Below are 18,574 nucleotides of genomic sequence, written 5' to 3' on the forward strand. Positions count from 1 at the left end.
ATTCGGCACCTTCTGCTCATCGAAGACAACGAGCGCAGGAGGCTCCCATGCAAGATACCGAAATTCATACCGCCATTGAGTTCCTCAAGAAGGAAATCCTACCGCAGCACCGTTCTAATTCGCGCCTGCTATCTGCTGAAGACATGCCACCGTTTCTGTCTGAAGTCGATTTGGCGGCATGGCTGGACATCAGTGCCGGAACACTACGAAACTGGCGCGTGAAAGGAAAAGGGCCAACTTATTGTAAAATCTCAGGCTCCAGAGTTCGATACCCGCGTCAGGCGGTCGTCGATTGGCTCACGAAACGATGCTTTCGAAACACCTCGGAGGCAGGTCAATGAACGGCGCTGATTTCAATGAAACTGCACACTCGGGCCTCACTGAAAGCGAAATAGCGGAGCCTTCAGAAACTAGTTCCTATGCGCCACATCCTATAGTCCCTATTAAATTTCATACGGGAAAAGAAAAGAGAAGCTACGTTCGAAAGACATATAACAATCAACTCCCTTTCTTTGGTGGCACACGATCCAGAAGAAGGGTGGCCATGTACACCGATGCATGGCGCAACTCAAATAAGCCCTCACCTAACATGGGCCTTACCATTGATCTTCCTGAGTCCTTCAAAGCGGATGCCTTGAGGCATGGTCTGTCTGTCACGGGAGCTGTCGACAGATGGATCAATGCAACAGTTAGGAAGCGGATGAAAGACGCTTCTCATCCATGCATGATGATCAGTGTAGTGGAGACTGATAAGCTGCATCATCTTCACAGTATGATGTACCTCGAAAGCCATGAGGCATTCTTGAACGCGTTCTACGGCGCCTGTAAAAGGCTCGCAGATAGTGGCTTCCGAGGCTGGCATAGCTACGAAAGCCTTTGCACGCTTGATCGAAGCGGAACTCGAATCCATGTCCAGCCTTTGTCAGATACATTTGTCTACAAGGCGACTGGCCGCAGAGGCGCCTTGGGCTGGCACGACTACATGACGAAGTCGCTAGATCAAACATTAGCGAGCCGCAGCCAATGGCCGGTTGGCGGAGCGATTGGTATCTCTCAACCGATCAAAGACCTCGTTTCAGACTATTCGCTTGGCCGGAACACGATCAGATACAATTTAGCTTGAAAATTCAAGATGCGCCAACAATGGCGCATCTCCTTGATTTTTGTGCTGTCCCCAGACTTCGATTTTGACTGAGCGCTGGGCCCGTCATTCCCGACGAGATTGCCAAAGCGCAAAAACGCTCACTGAGAGTCAATACAAGTCGGCACGCATCATCCCAACTCAGAAACGACGAACGCTCGCAGAGCCCTGCTCAGAACCCGTTCTAGAGTCGCTCTTGCCGGTAGCCTCCCCCATCGCGATTGGAAGCGAATAAAAAATGGTGGTCCCGCCATAGCCGGACCATGGTGGCTTCATTTTGCAGCGGGGGTACAGGGGGCCCTTTTGTGTCTTCTGACGACGGAGACGAGCTACGCTAGATTGACCATGGCAAAAGTGGCCGGCGCTGCGTCATCTGTCGGAAGAGGTCTTATCAAGCGATAAGGATGCTCGGACGGATCAGGACATTTTCGATCGCTCCGGCCAGATCGAACTTATCATGATAAGGCTTTTGATTAGTTTTTCCTTATCATGATAAGTCAGAAATGGCTGATTTCTGCCATTCGAGATGCGAGAACTTATCAAGTTGATAAGGCCAATGGAGCATCTTGATAAGAGTAAATATTCAACAATATCAATTAGTTATGTTGTAAACCCTTATAAAAACTAATCAGAAAATCACAAATCTGGCTCTGTAGACGGTCCTGATCCTCTCTGATTTCACACGGCGGCAATAGGGCCCCTAAGCGTCTCTGAATAATCGGATGCGGCTTTTGGGTTAAAAACATCCGGTTGAAGCCGGAAGTTCATCGTCGATATCGATACGTTGGAACGATTGTCAGCCCCGGCGATCGAGCGTGGCAGTCTCGATAATTGAACCGTGCCTGCAGTCTACGAGCGGTGAAAAAGTCATCGCCCAAACGTTCACTCAAAGTGTCGAGATTGAGAGATGTGTCACGACCACAACTCATGCAGGCCACGTAAGCATGCAAATATATGGGGAGATGCGTGTTTTTCCAATAATTCGCCCCCCCTTTAAGCTTGGCAGTTGTATTTATTAGCGACCACACTACCACTTTATTTTCACGAACATTTGTCGGATCTAATGCTTGAACCTGATTTCGGTGGTGCGCGCGGCGCAAATGCGGGGGACGAGTTCCACGAATTATGGGCGTTGCGACAAGCGCTTGCCATGCTTGACTTTGACACCGAGCTCAAGGCGGTTGCTGTCGAAGGGCTTCGTACATCTGACGAAGCAGGCACGAGTGGCGGCACTTGGGACGGCGTCGATTGCACCTTCTATTTCGGTGGTGACCGGGTCGAAAGTGCCAATCGTATCGTCGTGGACCAACTCAAGTACTCCTCTTCGGATCCGCAGGCTCCTTGGACCGTTTCACGTTTCTGCAAATCGACGAACAAAGCTAAAAATAATTCGCTGATTGCTAGGCTCGCCGCGGCATTCCGCGAACTCCACTCTCGCCGACCAGATCTTGAGCCTGGGCTCGATCTCGTGGCCCGTCTAATCAGTAACCAGCCTGTTCACGCCAACGTCATCGCTGCCATCGCCGACAAGGCGGGTTCCGAAGAGGACCGCGTTTTGCTGCGGCGGGCGAGCCAGCTCGACGAAGACACTTTTCTAAAATTCTTGAAGGCAATTGACCTTTCTCAGACAGGAGACAGCTCTCGATACGCCATAGACGATGCAGTTCTGGAGGTGCTTACTGAACTAACGGGAGACGATGCGCGGCCGATTAGCGACGAGCTTATGCGATGGATACGCCGGGATTTCATGATGCCCGACAGGCCACGCGATCCGATCACACGCGCGAGCCTCCTGATCAAGTTTGGTGTGTCAGACCCTGCGGCCCTATTTCCTTGCGAGCCTGAAATCAAATCGGTGGTAAATCCGGTACCTCGGAAGGCTGCGAAGGATATCCTTGCCAAGATGCTAGAAGGTAACCAAACGCTTCTTCTTGTTGGCGAAGGGGGGTGCGGAAAGACTACGGCTCTGAAGGAAATCGAAGCAGGTTTACCTACCGGCTCGGCGATGATCATCTTTGACTGCTACGGAGGGGGGCGTTATCTCGATTCCGATGCGCAACGCCATCGACCACAGGACGCCTTCCTACAACTCGCAAACGACCTAGCCCGGCACTTACGCACGCCACTTCTGATCCCGCGCAACGATCGCCAGGACTGGCCGCGTACATTCAAACGCAGGTTGGAGCAGACGGCAGCAGTGGTAGCTGCACGCGACCCGATGGCGCTGTTGGTCGTTGCCGTTGATGCTGCGGACAATGCCGTTACAGCGGCAGAGCAGAATCCGATCGCGGGTCAAAGCTTCATTCCCGACTTCGTCAAGCTCGGTGCGCTACCAAAAAACGTTCGCCTTTTGGTTACTGCACGTCCTGGTCGTCTTGAAGGACTGGAACTTCCGCCCCGTTTCAAGCGCAAAGAAATTGGTGGCTTTCGCCCCGAGGAAACCGCAATCAACGTGCGACGCCTTTGGCCAACGGCGACGGATGCATGGATTCAGGATTTCCATATCCTCTCCGGCGGGAACCCACGAGTGCAGACCTACGCGCTTGAGCAAGCCGGTGAAGATATCGCGCGAGCACTGGACTTCTTACGTCCTCACGGGAAGGCACTCGACCAGATCTTTTTTGACAGTTTTGAGCTCGCCCTAGCAAAGGCGGGGCGGCCTGACCACCTTCAGGCGCTATGCGCTAGTTTGATCGGCCTACCTCGTCCGGCGCCCGTATCGCACGTAGCCACCGTAGCCGGTCTCTCTGAAGCCCAAGTTCGTGACCTTGTCGCCGATTTGCGACCCGGACTCAGACTCGACGACGATGCTATAGGATCTCGCCGACGAGGACATTGAAGCTTTCGTCCGCAACGAGGCAGGCGTCTCTCTCTTAGAGACAGAGAGGCGCATAGCACAGAGGCTATACGACCTCCGAGGCAAAGACCCCTACGCCGCCGCGCATGTCGCGGCAGCCTTGCTCATTGCGGGACAACGCAGTGAGATCGTGGATCTTGTAAAGACAGAGAAAGAGCCAGTCGCTATCTCCGATCCTGTTCTCCGTCGGAGTGTCCAACTGCAACGGTTGCGAACAACAATGAAGGTTTGTCGCGAGGTCGGCAATACGGTCGATGCCGCCATGACAATACTCATTGGCGCCGAGGCAGTTCGCACTGACGCCGCGCTGAGAGAGTTGCTGTGCGAGAATCCCGATCTAGCAGTAAAGTTTGCAGGCGATGCCGCATCCCGCCTGATCTTGCGTGATCCGGAGGAGATTGAACACCATGGGCCATTCATAATGCATCGAATGTCCATCGACGCGCGTGATGGACAATGGAGTGACGTAAGGGAGGGCTTTCGAAGGCTTCAGGCGTGGTATCGGCGCCGGCAGGAGGAGGTTGAGGCTGACGATCGAGGCGTTGAAGATGAATGGCGGACGGACCTCACTGATAATGCGGCCGTTGCCGAGGCGTTGGCGCGTACTGAAGGACCTGCGAGCCTCATGTGGCGCTTGCGCCGTTGGGGTTCCAGGTATTTGCTAAACCTCGCTATCTCTGTTTGCGAAGGCATGACAGCTCGCGGCGAATCCGACCGCCTTGCGGACTGGTTTTCTGCCGACAAACCAACGCGCGTGTTTCAGTTCATCCCGCTTACTTACCTTGCTCTCGCTGGCCACGAGATCGATGTGGACGCTTTGCTCCTATCTCTCGAACGGACTGCTCGGGTTGGCTTGGTGGATCAGACGGCTTTAGATCGTAGTTCCGATAAGGATGACGCGGCTGCCGACCTTATTGATCTGTTCCTAACTGGGTGCGAAGTCGCGTTGGCACGCGGAGTGCCGCATGAACGCATGATGCCGCTTATCACCGCATTCCGACCAGCCTCTATCCGGAAGCCGGGGCACATCTATCAAGCCGATAAATTCGCTCTGGCACTGCGCGCGCACTCTCTGTGTGAAGTGCTTTCGGGTAGCCGTGACATCCGTAGAAGCTTCTTTCTACCCGATGAGACGAAGGACGACGACGGCCGAGGACGGCGCAGAACTACGCGCCGTGATGAAAACGCCGAATTAATGGTTGGAGCCTTCGCCGCGACATACGAACAAAGGGCACTGTTTCTAATCGGTAAAGCACCTCAAGAAAACATACCGGTACCAAGCACTCATGAGGAGTATAGGCTCGATCCGTTTGACCGAATATCCACATTTCCTCGGATGCGAGCTCGGGCTGCTGTTTCGGTTGCTAGATTATGCCATTTACCCAGTGTGGTTCTGCAAGAGCTCGCGAGACAGGTTGTCAGTATCGGAGAATCTGAGAGGACATACCTTCCTCCCGGCGAGATCCTGTACCTTCGGTCTCTAACTGCGCGACCGGAATGGCACGATCTCCTTTCGGACAGGATCGCGAAACGTTCTGAGAATGTTCGTCGGCAACGAACGAGCGCCGAGGAAAAATCAGGGGCGCTTGTTCAGTTTGCTCGCATACTCGCTCCGTCCAACCAAGCGGACGCCCGTGAGATATTCAATTGGGCAGTAGATGCCGCAGGAGAAGTCGACCGAGACTTAGCCCACGGCCTCGTCCTTTTCGCACCATTGGTTCGTCGCGGCCTCCCGCACATGGATTTGGCTGCACGTCGAAATTTGGCAGGGTGTCTTGCAGTCGTGGCGAGCGACGTGGGGATCTCGACTCGACGGCACTGAAACGTTCCCATGGGTGCAAATGATCGAAGCTCTCTTAGAGCTCGATCTTGGTATTGCGCTGGCAGCTATTTCACGTTGGGATGATGAGGACGTAGTTCGCCGTTATACGTCTTTGCCAGCGGCTCTTCGAGCAGGTGTCGCGAGCGGAGCTCTCACTCCTGAGTTCGCGACATCGCTACTGCCCCTGCTTCAACATGCCGAAGAGGATATTTTCATCTCCATCGCAGGTGGAGCTCAGGCGAGCAAGGAGAAGCGCAAGCTATCAGAGGAGCTTGCGAGAGACGAATGCCTGTACTTCGGACGCGGGGAACGGCCCAACATTCCTGCAGCTCTTGAGAACCTCGTCGGGGGAGAAGCGACCGAAGGTTGGATGTGCGAGCTCCGGGCATTGACGACGTTTCACGAGAAAGCACTGCCAATCCCAAAAATCGAGGAACGGTGGACATCCCGTAGGCCAACGAGAGAGGAGAAAGTCGACCCTCGAGATACCTTTGAGTGGTCTGCCACACGTTACAACAGCCCCGAGGCTATCGATCGGACGCTGAGTAAGTTGCTCGAGATGCGGAAAGAAGCGGGGGCATATTTCTCCGCAGGGAACGTACTCGATCGTATGGCAGAAACGGTCAGTCCTAGTGATCGCAGAGCTCACTTGGAGGCGCTCGCAGCCTGCAATGCTGAAGATGCAACCGACGGAGAAATTGGCGAAACAATCGCCCGTCGGATTGCAGAATGGAAAGACCGGCCCGCGGTTCGCGGCTGGTGCCGAGAACACTTGCTGAGTGTCGTTGCGGCAAAGCTTCCCGCTTTCAGCCGTGGTTTATCATACCGATATTCCCCACTCGCGGATGTACTTACCGCCACCGAGGCCGAACCGGCTCAAATTATCGAGGCGCTCATATCGGGCATTGAGCAGAACGTGGACTATCTAGATGCGACAACGCTTTATGCCCTCGTCGGGGTTATAGCTAGCTACGCTCAGCCGGCGGTGTCCGCTGACGTGGCTATTGGGTTCGCTGAGCGCCTCGAGGTCGCAGTGCCGGTAGAGGATAGGGAGTCACGACGTCTCAATCTGATTCCGGCCGGACACTCCGAGGCAAAAGCTCGATTTCTCTATGCGATGATGAGCGACGTCGAAGTTCCTCTACGGTGGCGCGCGGCTCATGCCGTTCGACGTCTTGCCCGCCTTGGCGAAACGCCGACTATCGATGCGCTCGTAGACCTCATCGACTTGCGAACTGAAGAAGCCTTTCGCGATCCTAAAGCCCCTTTTTACTGGCTTTCTGCAAGGCTTTGGCTCCTAATTGCGCTCGATAAGATTGCCGATGAGGTACCAGAGGCTGTCCGTCCGCACGCACGTACGCTCCTGACGATAGCTAGGGACGTAGAGCTTCCACATGTTTTAATGCGAGAGTTTGCCGCATCAGCTGTCCGCAAGTTGGTTAGAGCCGGAATAGTGTCTTTTAACGAGGAAGAACTCGCAGTATTGGCCGAGGTGAATAGCTCATCTCTGCCGCCATCCCATTCTTCCGATGGGTGGAACCGCGGTTTCGGACACGTAAGTTACGAAATGATCAAGGGCCGACGGTTCCATTTCGACAGCATGGATACGATTCCGTATTGGTACGGCCCTGCGTCACGGATGTTCGCCGATGTGTCGCAGGAAGTCTTTCTGGATACAGCCGAGACGTTCATCGTAGATCAATGGGCCGCCGGCGATGCCGAGTGGGCTTGGGATGCGCAACCGCGGCTGGCACGCATGAATAGGGGCAGCATGTCCACCTTGAACAGGCATGGGTCACTCCCGTCTCTGGAGCGCCATACTACGCACCTTGAGTGGCACGCCATGTTCTGTGTCATTGGCGCTCTCCTGCGTAGCCATCCCCTCGCTCAACCAGACGACGAAGAAGATGACTATTATACGCTTCCGCGTTGGTTGCGTGCGGAGGGCCTTTCGGCGCCGCCGTCCTGGCTTTCCGATGATGTAGCACCCAAGCCGACCAAACCCGAACTCTGGCAGGAGCCATCGGATCCTGAGGCTTGGTTGGCCCAGATCGAGGAGGAGGAGTTTCGTTCCGCAGCGGGTTTGACATCCGGCCAGGACTTCGTCATTGCCGCTGATTGGGACGCGCGGTCTACTAAGATTGGCTTCGACGCCGATGTTGTGAGCGCGTTGGTATCCCCTCAAACTGCCTCGGCACTTCTGCGGGCGATTCAACTAGCTCCAAGTCGCCATGACTACATCATACCGCATGAAGAAGGAGGCGAGTTTGCAATCGATGAGCAGAATTTTCGTCTTCTGGGCTGGCTTCGCCTAAACGATGGCGATCTTGGGATAGATGAACTCGATCCACTTCGAAACGGCCGGCGCAAAGTTGTCTACTTTCCCGGGCGGTCCGCAAGTGAACTCCTCCAGATTACACAGACGACGCTCAATGGCAGGCCGACATGGCATCGCCCGGATGGTTCTCGAGCATTTACTTACGAGGCATGGGGGGATCTAACCGGCGATCAAGACGATCGGAGAATGGCTTATGGTGGTCGCATCCATTCAGAGGGATATCGGCTCCTGATGGCCGCCGCGGCTCTACGAGACGTGCTGAACGCGAAGGATCTTGACCTTCTAATTGCGGTAACGCTCACAAAGCGGAAAACCGATGATCGTGGAACCGTGAGCTACGACGATAAAACCTCGGTCACGCAAACCCGACCGTATTTACTTCGCCGCGACGGGTCTCTCGAAACTATTGAAGGAAAAGTCGGCCTTTGGCTGCCAAGTCATCTAGTGGTGCAATGTGATGGATCATCAAATTAACGACGAGTTGCCTAGCACACCCTCGGCAGGATCTGAAGGTGCGGCGTCTAGCGAACGCATAATTGCACTCGGCCGAAAGCTCGTCGGCGAGTTGGGACAGGAGAATTCGAGCGATACACTCGGGCTTTGGATGGCGCACTACATTGCAGAGCTAATTACGAGAGCGGAGACGGTGTCTGCCGACAAAAAGGACGCCGCCAATCAAGAGTGTTTCGCCGCAATCTTAGCACTGTGGAAGCACCGAGCAGGGATGAGGAACGGCACAAGACCTTTCGAGGAGTTGGAACCCATCACGCGCACGATCGAAAGTCTCGATCCAGAAAATAGCATACCGCGATATTTTCGCCCGGCTCGCCCGCCGATCGACGAAGCGCCAGATTCACCAGAGCAAGCCAAGTGGTTGGATTTAGCTGATAGACTGGACCATGAGGCAAAGGTTCTTATTGGCTACTGCCTCGCTGAAGCTGCGGATACCACGCTCGACAAATCAAAGGAATGGGTGGAACTGGCGAGCGGGATCGAAGACAATACCGTACCTGATGTCGTAGTGCGCTACATTTCGAAAACTGCGGAGGAAATTAAAGATCCTGACCCAAGCGAGCCAATACGTTCGCTTCTCAATGATAGAATTAGCAGTCTGCGCGGTTTCATTGATACCGCCGAAATCGTCGCAGACCACCTCGAGCAACGCCTCCAAACGCTTTCTCCGAAAGATGACACTGACCGGCAGGGGTAATTCAGAAAAGTCGAAATTGCTTCTCGGAACAACCTCACCATTCTCTTGCTGCATTTTCTTGATGCACACCTCGATCATACGTGATCAAAAATCAAATAATAGGATTCCTCTACTTGTCGAAACCTTGTACAAGACTGATCAACGCTCGTTGATCAGTCTTGTACAGGCATGAATACCGTGAAACCTTTCCGCTTTGTCGCTTATTACCGTGTCTCCACCAAACAGCAGGGTGCGTCCGGCCTCGGTCTTGAGGCCCAGCAAGCTGCGGTGAGCCGGCACCTCCTGTCGACGCCAGACGCACACATCACAGAGTTCGTGGAAGTCGAGAGCGGCAAGCGGAAGGATCGTCCTGAGCTGGAAAAGGCCCTCACTCTGTGTCGCCAGACTGGCGCAACACTGATCATTGCGAAGCTCGACCGGCTCGCCCGCAATGTGGCATTCGTCTCGGCACTCATGGACAGCGGCATCGATTTCAGCGCCTGTGACAATCCGCAGGCGAACCGGCTGACCCTTCACATCCTCGCCGCGGTCGCGGAAGACGAGGCCCGCCGGATCAGTGAGCGCACAAAGGCCGCTCTTGCGGCCGCCAAGGCGCGCGGGACGAAGCTGGGAGGTGATCGCGGCTACAGGCCCAACGGCCGGCCGGATCACGCTTTGAAGGCGCTTCAGACGAAGACGGACGATTTCATGCTCTCGGTCGCGCCGATCATCGAAGACATCAAGGCCCTCGGGCACGTATCTCTTGGTGCAACTGCAGCTGAATTGAACGCTAGAAGCATCCGCACTACCCGTGGTGGCAGATGGCACGCATCGACGGTTAGGAATTTATTGCTCAGGCTACAGGCTGCAGGCTGCAAAATTACGCAGCAATAAGATCTCGCTGCGCTTCTTTCATCATACGCGACTTAATCAGGTCCGCAGTTTGCCGGTTAACATTTCTGACCGCGACAAACTTTTTGAACGTGTCGAAACTGAAGTCGCTAAGAAGCTCAACAAACGCTGTGTTTACGAAAGAAGACGTGGTGTTCGGTACGCCGGTAAAGTCGAGTGTAACCTTGATGCGATCACTAATGTGTTGGCGCACTACAGCTTGCACGATCGCGCCTTGTGCGTTCGTGTCGCAATTATCTACCAAATTTCGTATGAAGATTACCATTCGATATTCTCCATTTCTCCATTCGTTGGAACGATCAAGTTAGTACTAAACTCTAACTCAATCAACGTCCCTGGGCACAATCCAGTTCCAACGTCGCTCATAGTATTTAAAGAATCGTTGCGCAACTCAAATGTTACGGCGCCATTACCTGAATGGATTTTAAGCTTTCCGTTTAGCCGTTCCACCACATTCTGACGCAAGTAAAACAATCCCGCTCCTCTGTTTCTGGGGGTGCTATGTGAAGAGAAACCATCTTCAAAAGCTTGGATTATCGCTTGATCGTCAGGCAATCCTTCTACTATCCGGCCTACCGTTTCTGGAATTCCGCAGCCGAAGTCTGCGATGCAAACTTCTAATCTATTAGTGGTCGGATACCACTGAGCAAAAATGCTCCCAACCTCAAGCTCCGTATGATCTGATATGTTGTTGAATAATTCGGATAGGCAGCTAGCGAGTTCCATCAGATCGTGTTCAGGCACGTTGGAGCTTGCCGAAAGCCACGGAATGAAATTCTGTCTTATCCAATTGTGACTATTTTCGTGCCGAACCTCAAGAAGAGGTCGGGTCGTATTTCGTGGTGTACTGGAAGCGTCTAGCTTACTCCCAAGATGTTGCTCAAAAAACAGTGAATCATCTAGAAATTTTATACATTGATTCTGAATATCGTGCCCTGTGAAGTAGACTTCACAGCCATTTCTCAGAAGAAATTTTGAAATGTTGCTTAGAAAGACGATGCCGGAAGGTCGAACAAATCCCATTGTTGAAAAATTAAAAGACACCTTTTTTGGGATTTCAGTAAAGTCGCCAAAAATTTCTCGCATAAGCGGGAATAGTCTCTGAGCTCGAAATTCCCAAGGTAAATTAATTACTTGTACCATATCCACTGGCCGGTTCGCGAATCTTCTGCTGGCGATAATTACCAAGACTCGCGCCAGCGTAGTAAGGGGGAAAATTGCATTTCCAACATAGAATCGACCAATCAGCAATTAGAAAGCTTGCGCTTACATTGCGCTTACATGATCCAATTCGATGCAGTGGCAAATTCTTCTAAGATATTGAAAAGATTGGTGATCCCGACGCGATTCGAACGCGTGACCCTCAGATTAGGAATTCGGCACGAAGTCGTTGATCCATAACGAGTTATTGCGGATTAATGGTTCGCGGACAGCCACTTGCGCGACATCATCGTCGATGTACGCTGATCCGTAAAGGTCTCCGTACGGTGCTCCACACAGTGCTCCGGAGAAGACGAAAATGGCTGTCATCAACCTCACCGAGGCCCGCATCCGGGACCTCGAATTTGGCTCAGGCATCTGGCGCGACGAACAGGTCAAGGGCCTGATGGTCGTCTGCCATGCCACCACCAAGACCTACGCCGTTCAAGGCGATGTCCGCCGCAACGGCCGGCACGTCCGCACCGTGCGGGTCAAGATTGACCGCGTGGACCGCATCGGCCTGCGCGAGGCCCGCAACCGGGCCAAGGCGATCATGTCGCAAATCCAGTCCGGCGTCGATCCGACCGCGGGACCGGAAGAAAGCGGCGTCACGGTCGCCAAGGCCCTTGAAATACATCTCGGCGAGAAGCCTTTCCGAAAAGCGACAGAGGAGAGTTATCGCTACCACGTCGACCACTATCTCGCCCGCTATCGCAACCGGGCAGTGGCCGATCTCGGTCGCTCCGAGGTGCGCGACATCTACGACCGGCTTCGCGAGAAGAGTGGTCAGACGACCGCGAGCGGCGTCATGCGCACCCTGCGCGCCGTCATCAACACTGCCATGCGGATGGACGAGTCGATCACGTCCAATCAGGTTTCCGCCATCCGCATTCCAATGCCGAAGCGGCGCGAGGTCGACGGCCTTGATCTTGCGGCGTGGTGGCGGGCGAGCGAGAGCCTGTCGCCCATTCGGCGTGACCTGCACCGCGCTATGCTTCTGACCGGCGCTCGAAGGTCGTCGATCCTTCAGGTGCGCCGGGCCGACATCGATCTCGAGAAGAACGTGCTGACCTTCGACCACATGAAGACCGGCAGCCGGATGCTGTTTCCGATGGGAACGTGGCTTGCCGGCATGATCCGCGATCGCCTTGCCGAGGACGAGCCCTTGAACAATCCCTGACTCTGGCCGTCGCCCTTGAGCAGTTGCGGTCATGTGACGGAGCCGCGCGAGGATGGTCCGGACCTGCCGAGCCCGCATGAGTATCGTCACCATGCCCGCACATTGTTTATTGCATCCGGCGTGCCCTATGCCGAAAGCGCTTTGCTTCTCGGTCAGCGGCTTCCGGGCGCATCGGGCGGATACGTCCATGCCGAACATCTTGTCGAGCACCTGCGGCCGCATGCGCAGGCGCTGGAAGACAAGGTTCTTGCCGGCCGCCATCCGACGCTCGCTGTCGTCGAACCGGAGGATGCCCGCCATGCCGCATGAACCGGCAACCCCGGAAATTGCCAGCCCCTGGCTCGACACCTCAGCGGCCGCCCGGCATCTCGGAAGGGAGCCGGGCACGCTGCGGGGGTGGCGCTCGACCGGCAAGGGTCCGGCCTTTCACCTCGTGAGCGGACGCTTCGTCCGCTATCACATCGTCGATCTGGAAGCCTTCGAAGGGCGGCAACCGGCAAAAAACCTCCAGCCGACGATGCCGCCTCACGAGAAATCAACGACTTAGGCACTGTAAACGTTGATGTCTGCCGATCCTGATCGGTGATTATTAGACGACGCGCGCTCTCGAGGAGCCGAAGGGCCAAGCGCGTGACCGGGGCGATCCCGGTCCTCCTCAGACAGAAAATCAATGTCTGAAACCAGCCGGCAGAAATGCCGGCTCAACGGAGGTCTATGCCATGTCGGCAACTCTCACCAAGAACGACATCGAGGACGCGGTGCGCCGCGTTCTCGACACCCACTCGCGCAGTCCCTGGTACGATACCGAAGCGGCGGCGGTCTATCTCTCCTCGACGCCCGGCACCCTGCGCTCCTAGCGCGGCAGCGGCGCCGGGCCGCGTTACCATGTCTTTCACGGCAAGACGGTTCGCTACAACGTCGCCGACCTCGACGCCTTCATTCGCGGGGAGGATGGTCGATGAGCAGGCTCTTGGAAAATGAAGAAGGGCGCGCCGAGGGGATCGGCGCGCCCGCAGGAGCATTGGAGAAGACCGTCGCGTTCGACTTCGACAAGGCTGAGGATATCGCCGCCAAGGCATCCGACACGCCGTCGAAGCACGATCCCGACGCGCTCGATGCTCATGCTTCTGCCGGTCACGACCTGATTCCGATCAACGGCAAGGCGCCTACTGAGAAGGGATGGCGCCGTGCCTCGCCTTTGTCTTTCGAAAGGGCCAAGTCCAGGATGACGCGGGGCGGCAATATCGGCGTTCGTCTGCGTGGCACCGACCTGGTCGTCGATGTCGATCCTCGGCACTTTGCGGCGGGCGACGATCCGCTCGCTCGGTTGACGGCGGATTTCGGTCTGCCCGAGGCTCCCTTCGTCAGGACCGGCGGCGGGGGTCTGCACCTCTATCTGCGCAAGCCGGCCGATGCCGAGATCGTCAACGGCCTGCCGAACTATGAGGGGATCGAATTCAAGTCGTTCGGCCGACAGGTCGTGGCGGCAGGCTCGATCCATCCCGAAACCGGCAAGCCATACGGCCTCGATGACGATCCGCTTGCTCTGTCGCTCTCGGAATCGCCCGAGGCTCCTACGGCCTTCCTGGACGCGATTGCGAAGCGTTCCGTCGAGCTGTCGGCCGATGCGCACGGCGAGATCACGCCCGAGCAGTTGGAACGGCTTCTCTCCAGGCTGGACGCGACGGCCTATAACGGCCGTCACGACGATTGGCTGGCGATCATGATGGCGAGCCATCGCGGCACGGGCGGCGCGGGTATGGACGAGTTCGTCGCCTGGTCGATGTCGGACGCAGCCTATGCCGATGACGAGGCCGACATTCGAAGGCGGTGGGCATCGTTCAAGCCGAGGCCGGGCGGTGTCACGCTTGGCAGCTTGCTGAAGGCATTGTCCGACGCGGGACACGGCGCCTTCATCGAGGAGGTTTTGCGCGCGCCTGCCGTCGAGGACTTTCCCGACGACATCGGCGATGCACCTCGGGCAGAGCCGAAGGAGCGGAAGCGGCGCACGCTTCGCATGACCGGCGTCTGGGACGAATGGGTCTGGGTCGTCGAGCCTTACCAGTTCGTCAGGCGCTCGGATACGCGCAAGTACCGCACCGAACAGTGGAAGTCGGTCCATGCCAATCTCAAGCCTGACGGCGACGTGCTCAACGCCATCTGGAAGGGCAATTTGCCGATGCGCAAGTTCGAGACGCTGGTCTATCTGCCGGAGGCGGACGAATTTCCCGATGGCGAGGATGGCGGCCGCTACAACATCTGGCGGAAGTCTGGCGTCGAGCCGAAGGCGGGCGATGTGGCGATCTTCCTCGATCACATGGCGCATCTGTTTCCCGATGAGGACGACCGCAACCATGTGCTCGACTATCTGGCGCTGCTGGTCCAGCGGCCTGCCGACAAGATCCATTTCGCGCTGCTGATCCGCGGCGTGCAGGGGACCGGCAAGAGCTGGATCGGCAATCTGATGGAGGCGATCGTCGGCTCGCGCAACACCGTGCGGCCTTCGAATGACGAGGTCACGTCGCGCTGGACGGCATGGATGGAGGGCGCGCAGCTCGCCGTTATCGAGGAACTGATGACGCTCGGGCGGCGGGAGGTGGCGAACCGGCTCAAGCCGGCGATCACCGACCCGACGCTTCGGATCGAGGAGAAGAATTGCTCCATCTATTCGATCCCGAACTGCCTGAACTTCCTCTGCTTCACGAATCACGACGACGCTCTGCCGATCGAGCATGGCGACCGGCGCTGGCTGGTGGTCTTCTCGCCTGCGCAAAAGCGGGACGAAGATTATTATCGGCGGCTGTTCGGCTATCTTGCCGATGGCGGCGCGGCGTTCGTCAAGCACTGGCTGCTTGAAAGGCGCGTATCACTCAACCCTCACGGCGTGGCGCCGGCCACAGTCGGCAAGGAGGCCATGCGGCGGCTCGGCATGGGAGACGCAGAGTCCTATCTGCTCGACCTTTTCGAAGCCGGCGAACAGCCTTTCGACTTCGACCTCGTGCGCGTGGACGATCTGGTCGATGCGGTGCCTTCGGCGTTGCGTGGACGCTCGAACCTGCGCGCCCGCGTGTCGAAGGTCCTGAAGGGCGAACTCGGCGCCGTCGAGCACACCCGTTACACCAAGGGAGACGGCAAGCGGCCGGCGTTTCATCTTTGGTCGGTGCGCAACCACGACCATTGGCAGGACGTCGGGGCGGCTGGACGGATCGATGCCTATCTGGCGTTTCGTACGCTCGAAGGGCTCGATCTTGCGCCTTTGCGGTAGACCGGTGGACAATCGGTGGACCGGGAGACTTGTCCACCGATTGTCGCAGCAAATTCAGCGCCTTGAGTGCCTTAGTGGACCGGTAGACAAGCAATTTACAGATTTCAGCAGAATGGACTATGACGGCGAATGAGGGGCCGAAGGGGATCGCCGCGGCGGCTCGGCACCGATCCTTTTAGAACTCGAACCGAGCGAAACCTTTGTCTACCGGTCTACCGCCACGCTTGCCGCGTCGGACCTGAGGTCGGCCGGATCGGCCCTGCTCCATGATGGCAGCATGGCTTTCGGAGGCGAATTTCGCGCAGACCCCGTAGTCCTCGCGCGTGAGACCCAGGCAGTCAGCCGGGCGGAAGGCGGCGGCAAGAGGCACCACGGCGTGGCCGTTGGTGGCTTCCACGACATCGGCGCGGGGGTCGGACAGGCTGGAAATCGTCAAAGCCGCCAGGGCCTGCCGAGAGGGCCACAACCTCAGACCCTTGAATTGATGATCGGGCGCTTCATGCCTGAAAGGTGAGTCGAAACAAGGGCATGGTCGGCGACACCACCCAAAGCACCGGACCAGGCACCGGCACGGCGGCTCGGGCCAACAACCGACTTCCCTTGGAGATGTAGCCGGCGCCCTGGGGCGTCCGTATGCCTGATGGGTGCCCTCCGATGGAAAACGGCGCCGGCAGGCTGTTTCCCAAAATTTTGAAGGTCGCTTCAGCAGGGGCTAGAAAACTATAGGGTACGCCTATTCCAAGGATATGATTTTGGGTTGAAAGCACCCCTAATATAAGTTGTCACTGCGTTGTCCGTTTCAATGGCCGATAGGCATATGTTGGGCTTATACACGTCACGAAGTTTGGAAATTTTTATGTAGCCTGAGTCGCTGCCACGGTGCGCCACGTCACCTCTTGCTTCCACAAAGTCATTGATCGCCACCGGCCCTTTTGACCAACAGCTTGATAGTTCGGAAATTCCAACATGATTGAGAAAAAGCTGATCAATGTTGTGTTTCTTCGGAGTGTTGAGGCTGACAACTGCCTCGTTGGCGATTTCAAGGTACATTGCCTTCCAGCCGTCACCAGCAAGAGCAAGTGCTTTCAACTCGTGTTTCGAATCAGCAACGTGCTTGGCAATCGCTTTCTGTACAGTCTTTGGCAAATCGTCTGGCCCGCTTGCCTTATCTCTGCATGCGGAAACAGCCTCAATCAGAACCTCCTCAATGTACAATTCCCAAGCGGCGCAAAGGAGCAAAACTCCTGCGCGAGTGAGGTGCCCAAGCGCCTTTTTTCCCTTATCGCCAGTCAGCAGACCGGTATGAGTGTCGATGATACGATCGACATCCTTCATCATTGAATGTTCAAATTTTGCCAGTGCTTTGCTTGGCATACCGCGCCCCCTGCATTTATTTTGTGCGACTAGAGTATCCTGCCATTGGGCGACCGCCTAGCTATTCGACTTCAATGGCTCCCCGCAAACTCCGCACATCGCATGGTCGCGGCAGATCACGCGAGGAGTTGCACCATGTCGGACAGGTCATTGGAAAAACGCGAGGTCCGCCGTCCCGAGAAGGATCGCAGGTGGACGCCTGCCATAGAGACGAAAGTCCTGGACATCGTCGCGAGGACCGGCTCGCCGAAAATAGCGGCAGAGCAGATCGGCATCTCGGTCGCCACCATCCACGATCACCGGCGGCGCGACGCCGAGTTCGGTTCAAGGTATGGCGCCGCTATGGATACTGCTTTCCATCAGGTGCTGAGCAAGGCGTTCGAGCGCTCCATGGCCGATGTCGAGCCTTCGGATCGGCTGATCGAGGTATTGCTCAAGTTTCGGTGGCCCGAACGCCTCAACGGCTTCCTTGGCATTCACAGCGGAAGGCGGATCGGCCGCCACGGCGCCAGCCGGCCTTAATCCGCGTGTTATCGCCAGAATGGAGCCGGCTGATCGCGCAGCCCTGATTGAACTGCTTGGGCGCTATCTCGTGGCCGAAACCGAGGCGAAGACGCATGGCACAATCATCCCAATCAACTGAGATCGTACAGCGGATGTTGCGCGACCTGATGGCCGTCGAAGTCTTGGCGGCATCGCTCACCGCTACGGCGCCAATTGCCGTCGCGACAGCAGGCGGCGCGCATCAGCTTGTCGCCAGGTATGGCCAGCCGACCGGGGCCTGGTTCTGGGCGATCAAGCCGATGCCCGAATCCTTGTGGGTCGCAATGGCCGAGGAACATCAGGCGTCGCACCGGTCGAATTCGGGCGACGCCTGATGTTCTTGGTCGATCAGTCGGGGATTCTACTGATGCCGTCACCGCACCAGTCGAGCTCCGAAACGGTCGGCCAGGCGCCTACGGATTCGACACCGAGGTTAGGTGCCGTTCGCCGACATTCGCCTCGACGTGTCGACGGATATCGATGGCTCATGTCAGGGGCGAAGTGCTCGCACGAGAAACACATGACGGGCGGAACATAGTTCTTGTACTTTGCGATATCGATCTTTTCCATCTTCTCTTCTCCTTTTGCAGCCGAGTTCAAAAAATGGCTGCGGGGAGAGGGAACAGGAAAGCGCGCCCCTTTGGCATCAACATTAACATCTGCTGGCTCTGCGGCCTTGACCTCCACGACATCCTGATCATGTCCGGGCGGCCGATGGGCCGTCCGTACCGCGATGGCGGTGAACAACACGAC

At 56.4% G+C, this 18,574-nt stretch carries 19 protein-coding genes; 14 read left to right on the forward strand and 5 right to left on the reverse strand.

Annotated elements, in window-relative coordinates:
* Positions 1-47: 47 nt before the first annotated feature.
* The 7 genes from AC0L7U_RS10525 (at position 48) to AC0L7U_RS10555 (ending at position 10,241) form a co-directional block, all read left to right on the forward strand.
* Entirely contained in the window at positions 48-341 is a 294-nt protein-coding gene (locus AC0L7U_RS10525; protein WP_473690512.1) for a helix-turn-helix transcriptional regulator, read from the forward strand.
* Positions 338-1,123, forward strand: coding sequence for a hypothetical protein (locus AC0L7U_RS10530; RefSeq protein WP_473690514.1), 786 nt, complete (start codon positions 338-340; stop codon positions 1,121-1,123). Before AC0L7U_RS10525 ends, AC0L7U_RS10530 begins: the two co-directional genes overlap by 4 nt.
* Positions 1,124-2,204: 1,081 nt before the next feature.
* The gene (locus tag AC0L7U_RS10535; protein WP_473690516.1) at positions 2,205-3,980 is read left to right on the forward strand and encodes a P-loop NTPase family protein; all 1,776 of its coding nucleotides are present in this window, start codon (positions 2,205-2,207) and stop codon (positions 3,978-3,980) included.
* Between the two features lie 238 nt (positions 3,981-4,218).
* On the forward strand, positions 4,219-5,820 hold the full coding sequence (locus AC0L7U_RS10540; RefSeq protein ID WP_473690518.1) for a hypothetical protein: 1,602 nt from the start codon (positions 4,219-4,221) through the stop codon (positions 5,818-5,820).
* A 19-nt stretch (positions 5,821-5,839) separates the two neighbouring features.
* A complete protein-coding gene (locus tag AC0L7U_RS10545) occupies positions 5,840-8,632 on the forward strand; it encodes a hypothetical protein (RefSeq protein ID WP_473690520.1) in 2,793 nt (930 codons plus the stop codon).
* Positions 8,616-9,368, forward strand: a complete 753-nt coding sequence (gene avs3b / locus AC0L7U_RS10550) for an AVAST type 3 anti-phage proein Avs3b (protein WP_473690522.1) — start codon at positions 8,616-8,618, stop codon at positions 9,366-9,368. Before AC0L7U_RS10545 ends, avs3b begins: the two co-directional genes overlap by 17 nt.
* A 168-nt stretch (positions 9,369-9,536) precedes the next feature.
* Entirely contained in the window at positions 9,537-10,241 is a 705-nt protein-coding gene (locus tag AC0L7U_RS10555; protein ID WP_473690523.1) for a recombinase family protein, read from the forward strand.
* On the opposite strand, the gene AC0L7U_RS10560 is transcribed toward AC0L7U_RS10555, so the two are convergent.
* Both AC0L7U_RS10560 and AC0L7U_RS10565 read right to left on the reverse strand, forming a co-directional pair.
* Positions 10,228-10,524, reverse strand: coding sequence for an STAS-like domain-containing protein (locus tag AC0L7U_RS10560; RefSeq protein ID WP_473690525.1), 297 nt, complete (start codon positions 10,522-10,524; stop codon positions 10,228-10,230). The genes AC0L7U_RS10555 and AC0L7U_RS10560 overlap by 14 nt on opposite strands.
* On the reverse strand, positions 10,518-11,402 hold the full coding sequence (locus tag AC0L7U_RS10565; RefSeq protein ID WP_473690526.1) for an ATP-binding protein: 885 nt from the start codon (positions 11,400-11,402) through the stop codon (positions 10,518-10,520). Before AC0L7U_RS10565 ends, AC0L7U_RS10560 begins: the two co-directional genes overlap by 7 nt.
* A 376-nt stretch (positions 11,403-11,778) precedes the next feature.
* On the opposite strand from AC0L7U_RS10565, the gene AC0L7U_RS10570 reads away from it, so the two are divergent.
* The 5 genes from AC0L7U_RS10570 (at position 11,779) to AC0L7U_RS10590 (ending at position 15,904) form a co-directional block, all read left to right on the forward strand.
* Complete coding sequence (locus AC0L7U_RS10570) at positions 11,779-12,639, forward strand: tyrosine-type recombinase/integrase (RefSeq protein ID WP_473690528.1); 861 nt, start codon at positions 11,779-11,781, stop codon at positions 12,637-12,639.
* A 33-nt stretch (positions 12,640-12,672) separates the two neighbouring features.
* A complete protein-coding gene (locus AC0L7U_RS10575; RefSeq protein WP_473690530.1) occupies positions 12,673-12,948 on the forward strand; it encodes a hypothetical protein in 276 nt (91 codons plus the stop codon).
* Positions 12,938-13,186: a helix-turn-helix domain-containing protein gene (locus AC0L7U_RS10580; RefSeq protein WP_473690532.1), complete on the forward strand. Its 249-nt coding sequence runs from the start codon at positions 12,938-12,940 to the stop codon at positions 13,184-13,186. Before AC0L7U_RS10575 ends, AC0L7U_RS10580 begins: the two co-directional genes overlap by 11 nt.
* 172 nt (positions 13,187-13,358) lie before the next feature.
* Entirely contained in the window at positions 13,359-13,496 is a 138-nt protein-coding gene (locus AC0L7U_RS10585) for a hypothetical protein (protein ID WP_473690534.1), read from the forward strand.
* A gap of 101 nt (positions 13,497-13,597) precedes the next feature.
* Entirely contained in the window at positions 13,598-15,904 is a 2,307-nt protein-coding gene (locus AC0L7U_RS10590) for a bifunctional DNA primase/polymerase (RefSeq protein ID WP_473690536.1), read from the forward strand.
* 175 nt (positions 15,905-16,079) lie between these two features.
* Here the strand turns inward: AC0L7U_RS10590 and AC0L7U_RS10595 are convergent, their stop codons facing one another.
* On the reverse strand, positions 16,080-16,370 hold the full coding sequence (locus tag AC0L7U_RS10595) for a hypothetical protein (RefSeq protein WP_473690537.1): 291 nt from the start codon (positions 16,368-16,370) through the stop codon (positions 16,080-16,082).
* 254 nt (positions 16,371-16,624) lie between these two features.
* A complete protein-coding gene (locus AC0L7U_RS10600; protein WP_473690539.1) occupies positions 16,625-17,278 on the reverse strand; it encodes a HEPN domain-containing protein in 654 nt (217 codons plus the stop codon).
* Positions 17,279-17,413: 135 nt separating this feature from the next.
* Here AC0L7U_RS10600 and AC0L7U_RS10605 point away from each other — a divergent pair, with 135 nt between their 5' ends.
* Together AC0L7U_RS10605 and AC0L7U_RS10610 are read left to right on the forward strand one after the other, a co-directional pair.
* The gene (locus AC0L7U_RS10605; protein WP_473690541.1) at positions 17,414-17,800 is read left to right on the forward strand and encodes a hypothetical protein; all 387 of its coding nucleotides are present in this window, start codon (positions 17,414-17,416) and stop codon (positions 17,798-17,800) included.
* A gap of 95 nt (positions 17,801-17,895) precedes the next feature.
* The gene (locus AC0L7U_RS10610; RefSeq protein ID WP_473690543.1) at positions 17,896-18,156 is read left to right on the forward strand and encodes a hypothetical protein; all 261 of its coding nucleotides are present in this window, start codon (positions 17,896-17,898) and stop codon (positions 18,154-18,156) included.
* 13 nt (positions 18,157-18,169) lie between these two features.
* On the opposite strand, the gene AC0L7U_RS10615 is transcribed toward AC0L7U_RS10610, so the two are convergent.
* The gene (locus AC0L7U_RS10615; protein WP_473690545.1) at positions 18,170-18,571 is read right to left on the reverse strand and encodes a hypothetical protein; all 402 of its coding nucleotides are present in this window, start codon (positions 18,569-18,571) and stop codon (positions 18,170-18,172) included.
* Between the last annotated feature and the right edge of the window lie 3 nt (positions 18,572-18,574).

This window comes from Roseibium sp. 10G30-5 (assembly GCF_055809635.1).

Excerpts from the sequence above, each read along its gene's own strand:
- AC0L7U_RS10525 (WP_473690512.1), top strand. The coding sequence starts at position 48 with ATGCAAGATACCGAAATTCATACCGCCATTGAGTTCCTCAAGAAGGAA.
- AC0L7U_RS10560 (WP_473690525.1), bottom strand. The coding sequence starts at position 10,524 with ATGGTAATCTTCATACGAAATTTGGTAGATAATTGCGACACGAACGCA.
- AC0L7U_RS10545 (WP_473690520.1), top strand. The coding sequence starts at position 5,840 with ATGATCGAAGCTCTCTTAGAGCTCGATCTTGGTATTGCGCTGGCAGCT.
- AC0L7U_RS10590 (WP_473690536.1), top strand. The coding sequence starts at position 13,598 with ATGAGCAGGCTCTTGGAAAATGAAGAAGGGCGCGCCGAGGGGATCGGC.
- AC0L7U_RS10555 (WP_473690523.1), top strand. The coding sequence starts at position 9,537 with ATGAATACCGTGAAACCTTTCCGCTTTGTCGCTTATTACCGTGTCTCC.
- avs3b (WP_473690522.1), top strand. The coding sequence starts at position 8,616 with ATGGATCATCAAATTAACGACGAGTTGCCTAGCACACCCTCGGCAGGA.
- AC0L7U_RS10580 (WP_473690532.1), top strand. The coding sequence starts at position 12,938 with ATGCCGCATGAACCGGCAACCCCGGAAATTGCCAGCCCCTGGCTCGAC.
- AC0L7U_RS10585 (WP_473690534.1), top strand. The coding sequence starts at position 13,359 with ATGTCGGCAACTCTCACCAAGAACGACATCGAGGACGCGGTGCGCCGC.
- AC0L7U_RS10610 (WP_473690543.1), top strand. The coding sequence starts at position 17,896 with ATGGCACAATCATCCCAATCAACTGAGATCGTACAGCGGATGTTGCGC.
- AC0L7U_RS10540 (WP_473690518.1), top strand. The coding sequence starts at position 4,219 with ATGAAGGTTTGTCGCGAGGTCGGCAATACGGTCGATGCCGCCATGACA.
- AC0L7U_RS10570 (WP_473690528.1), top strand. The coding sequence starts at position 11,779 with ATGGCTGTCATCAACCTCACCGAGGCCCGCATCCGGGACCTCGAATTT.
- AC0L7U_RS10535 (WP_473690516.1), top strand. The coding sequence starts at position 2,205 with ATGCTTGAACCTGATTTCGGTGGTGCGCGCGGCGCAAATGCGGGGGAC.
- AC0L7U_RS10530 (WP_473690514.1), top strand. The coding sequence starts at position 338 with ATGAACGGCGCTGATTTCAATGAAACTGCACACTCGGGCCTCACTGAA.
- AC0L7U_RS10605 (WP_473690541.1), top strand. The coding sequence starts at position 17,414 with ATGTCGGACAGGTCATTGGAAAAACGCGAGGTCCGCCGTCCCGAGAAG.
- AC0L7U_RS10600 (WP_473690539.1), bottom strand. The coding sequence starts at position 17,278 with ATGCCAAGCAAAGCACTGGCAAAATTTGAACATTCAATGATGAAGGAT.
- AC0L7U_RS10565 (WP_473690526.1), bottom strand. The coding sequence starts at position 11,402 with ATGGTACAAGTAATTAATTTACCTTGGGAATTTCGAGCTCAGAGACTA.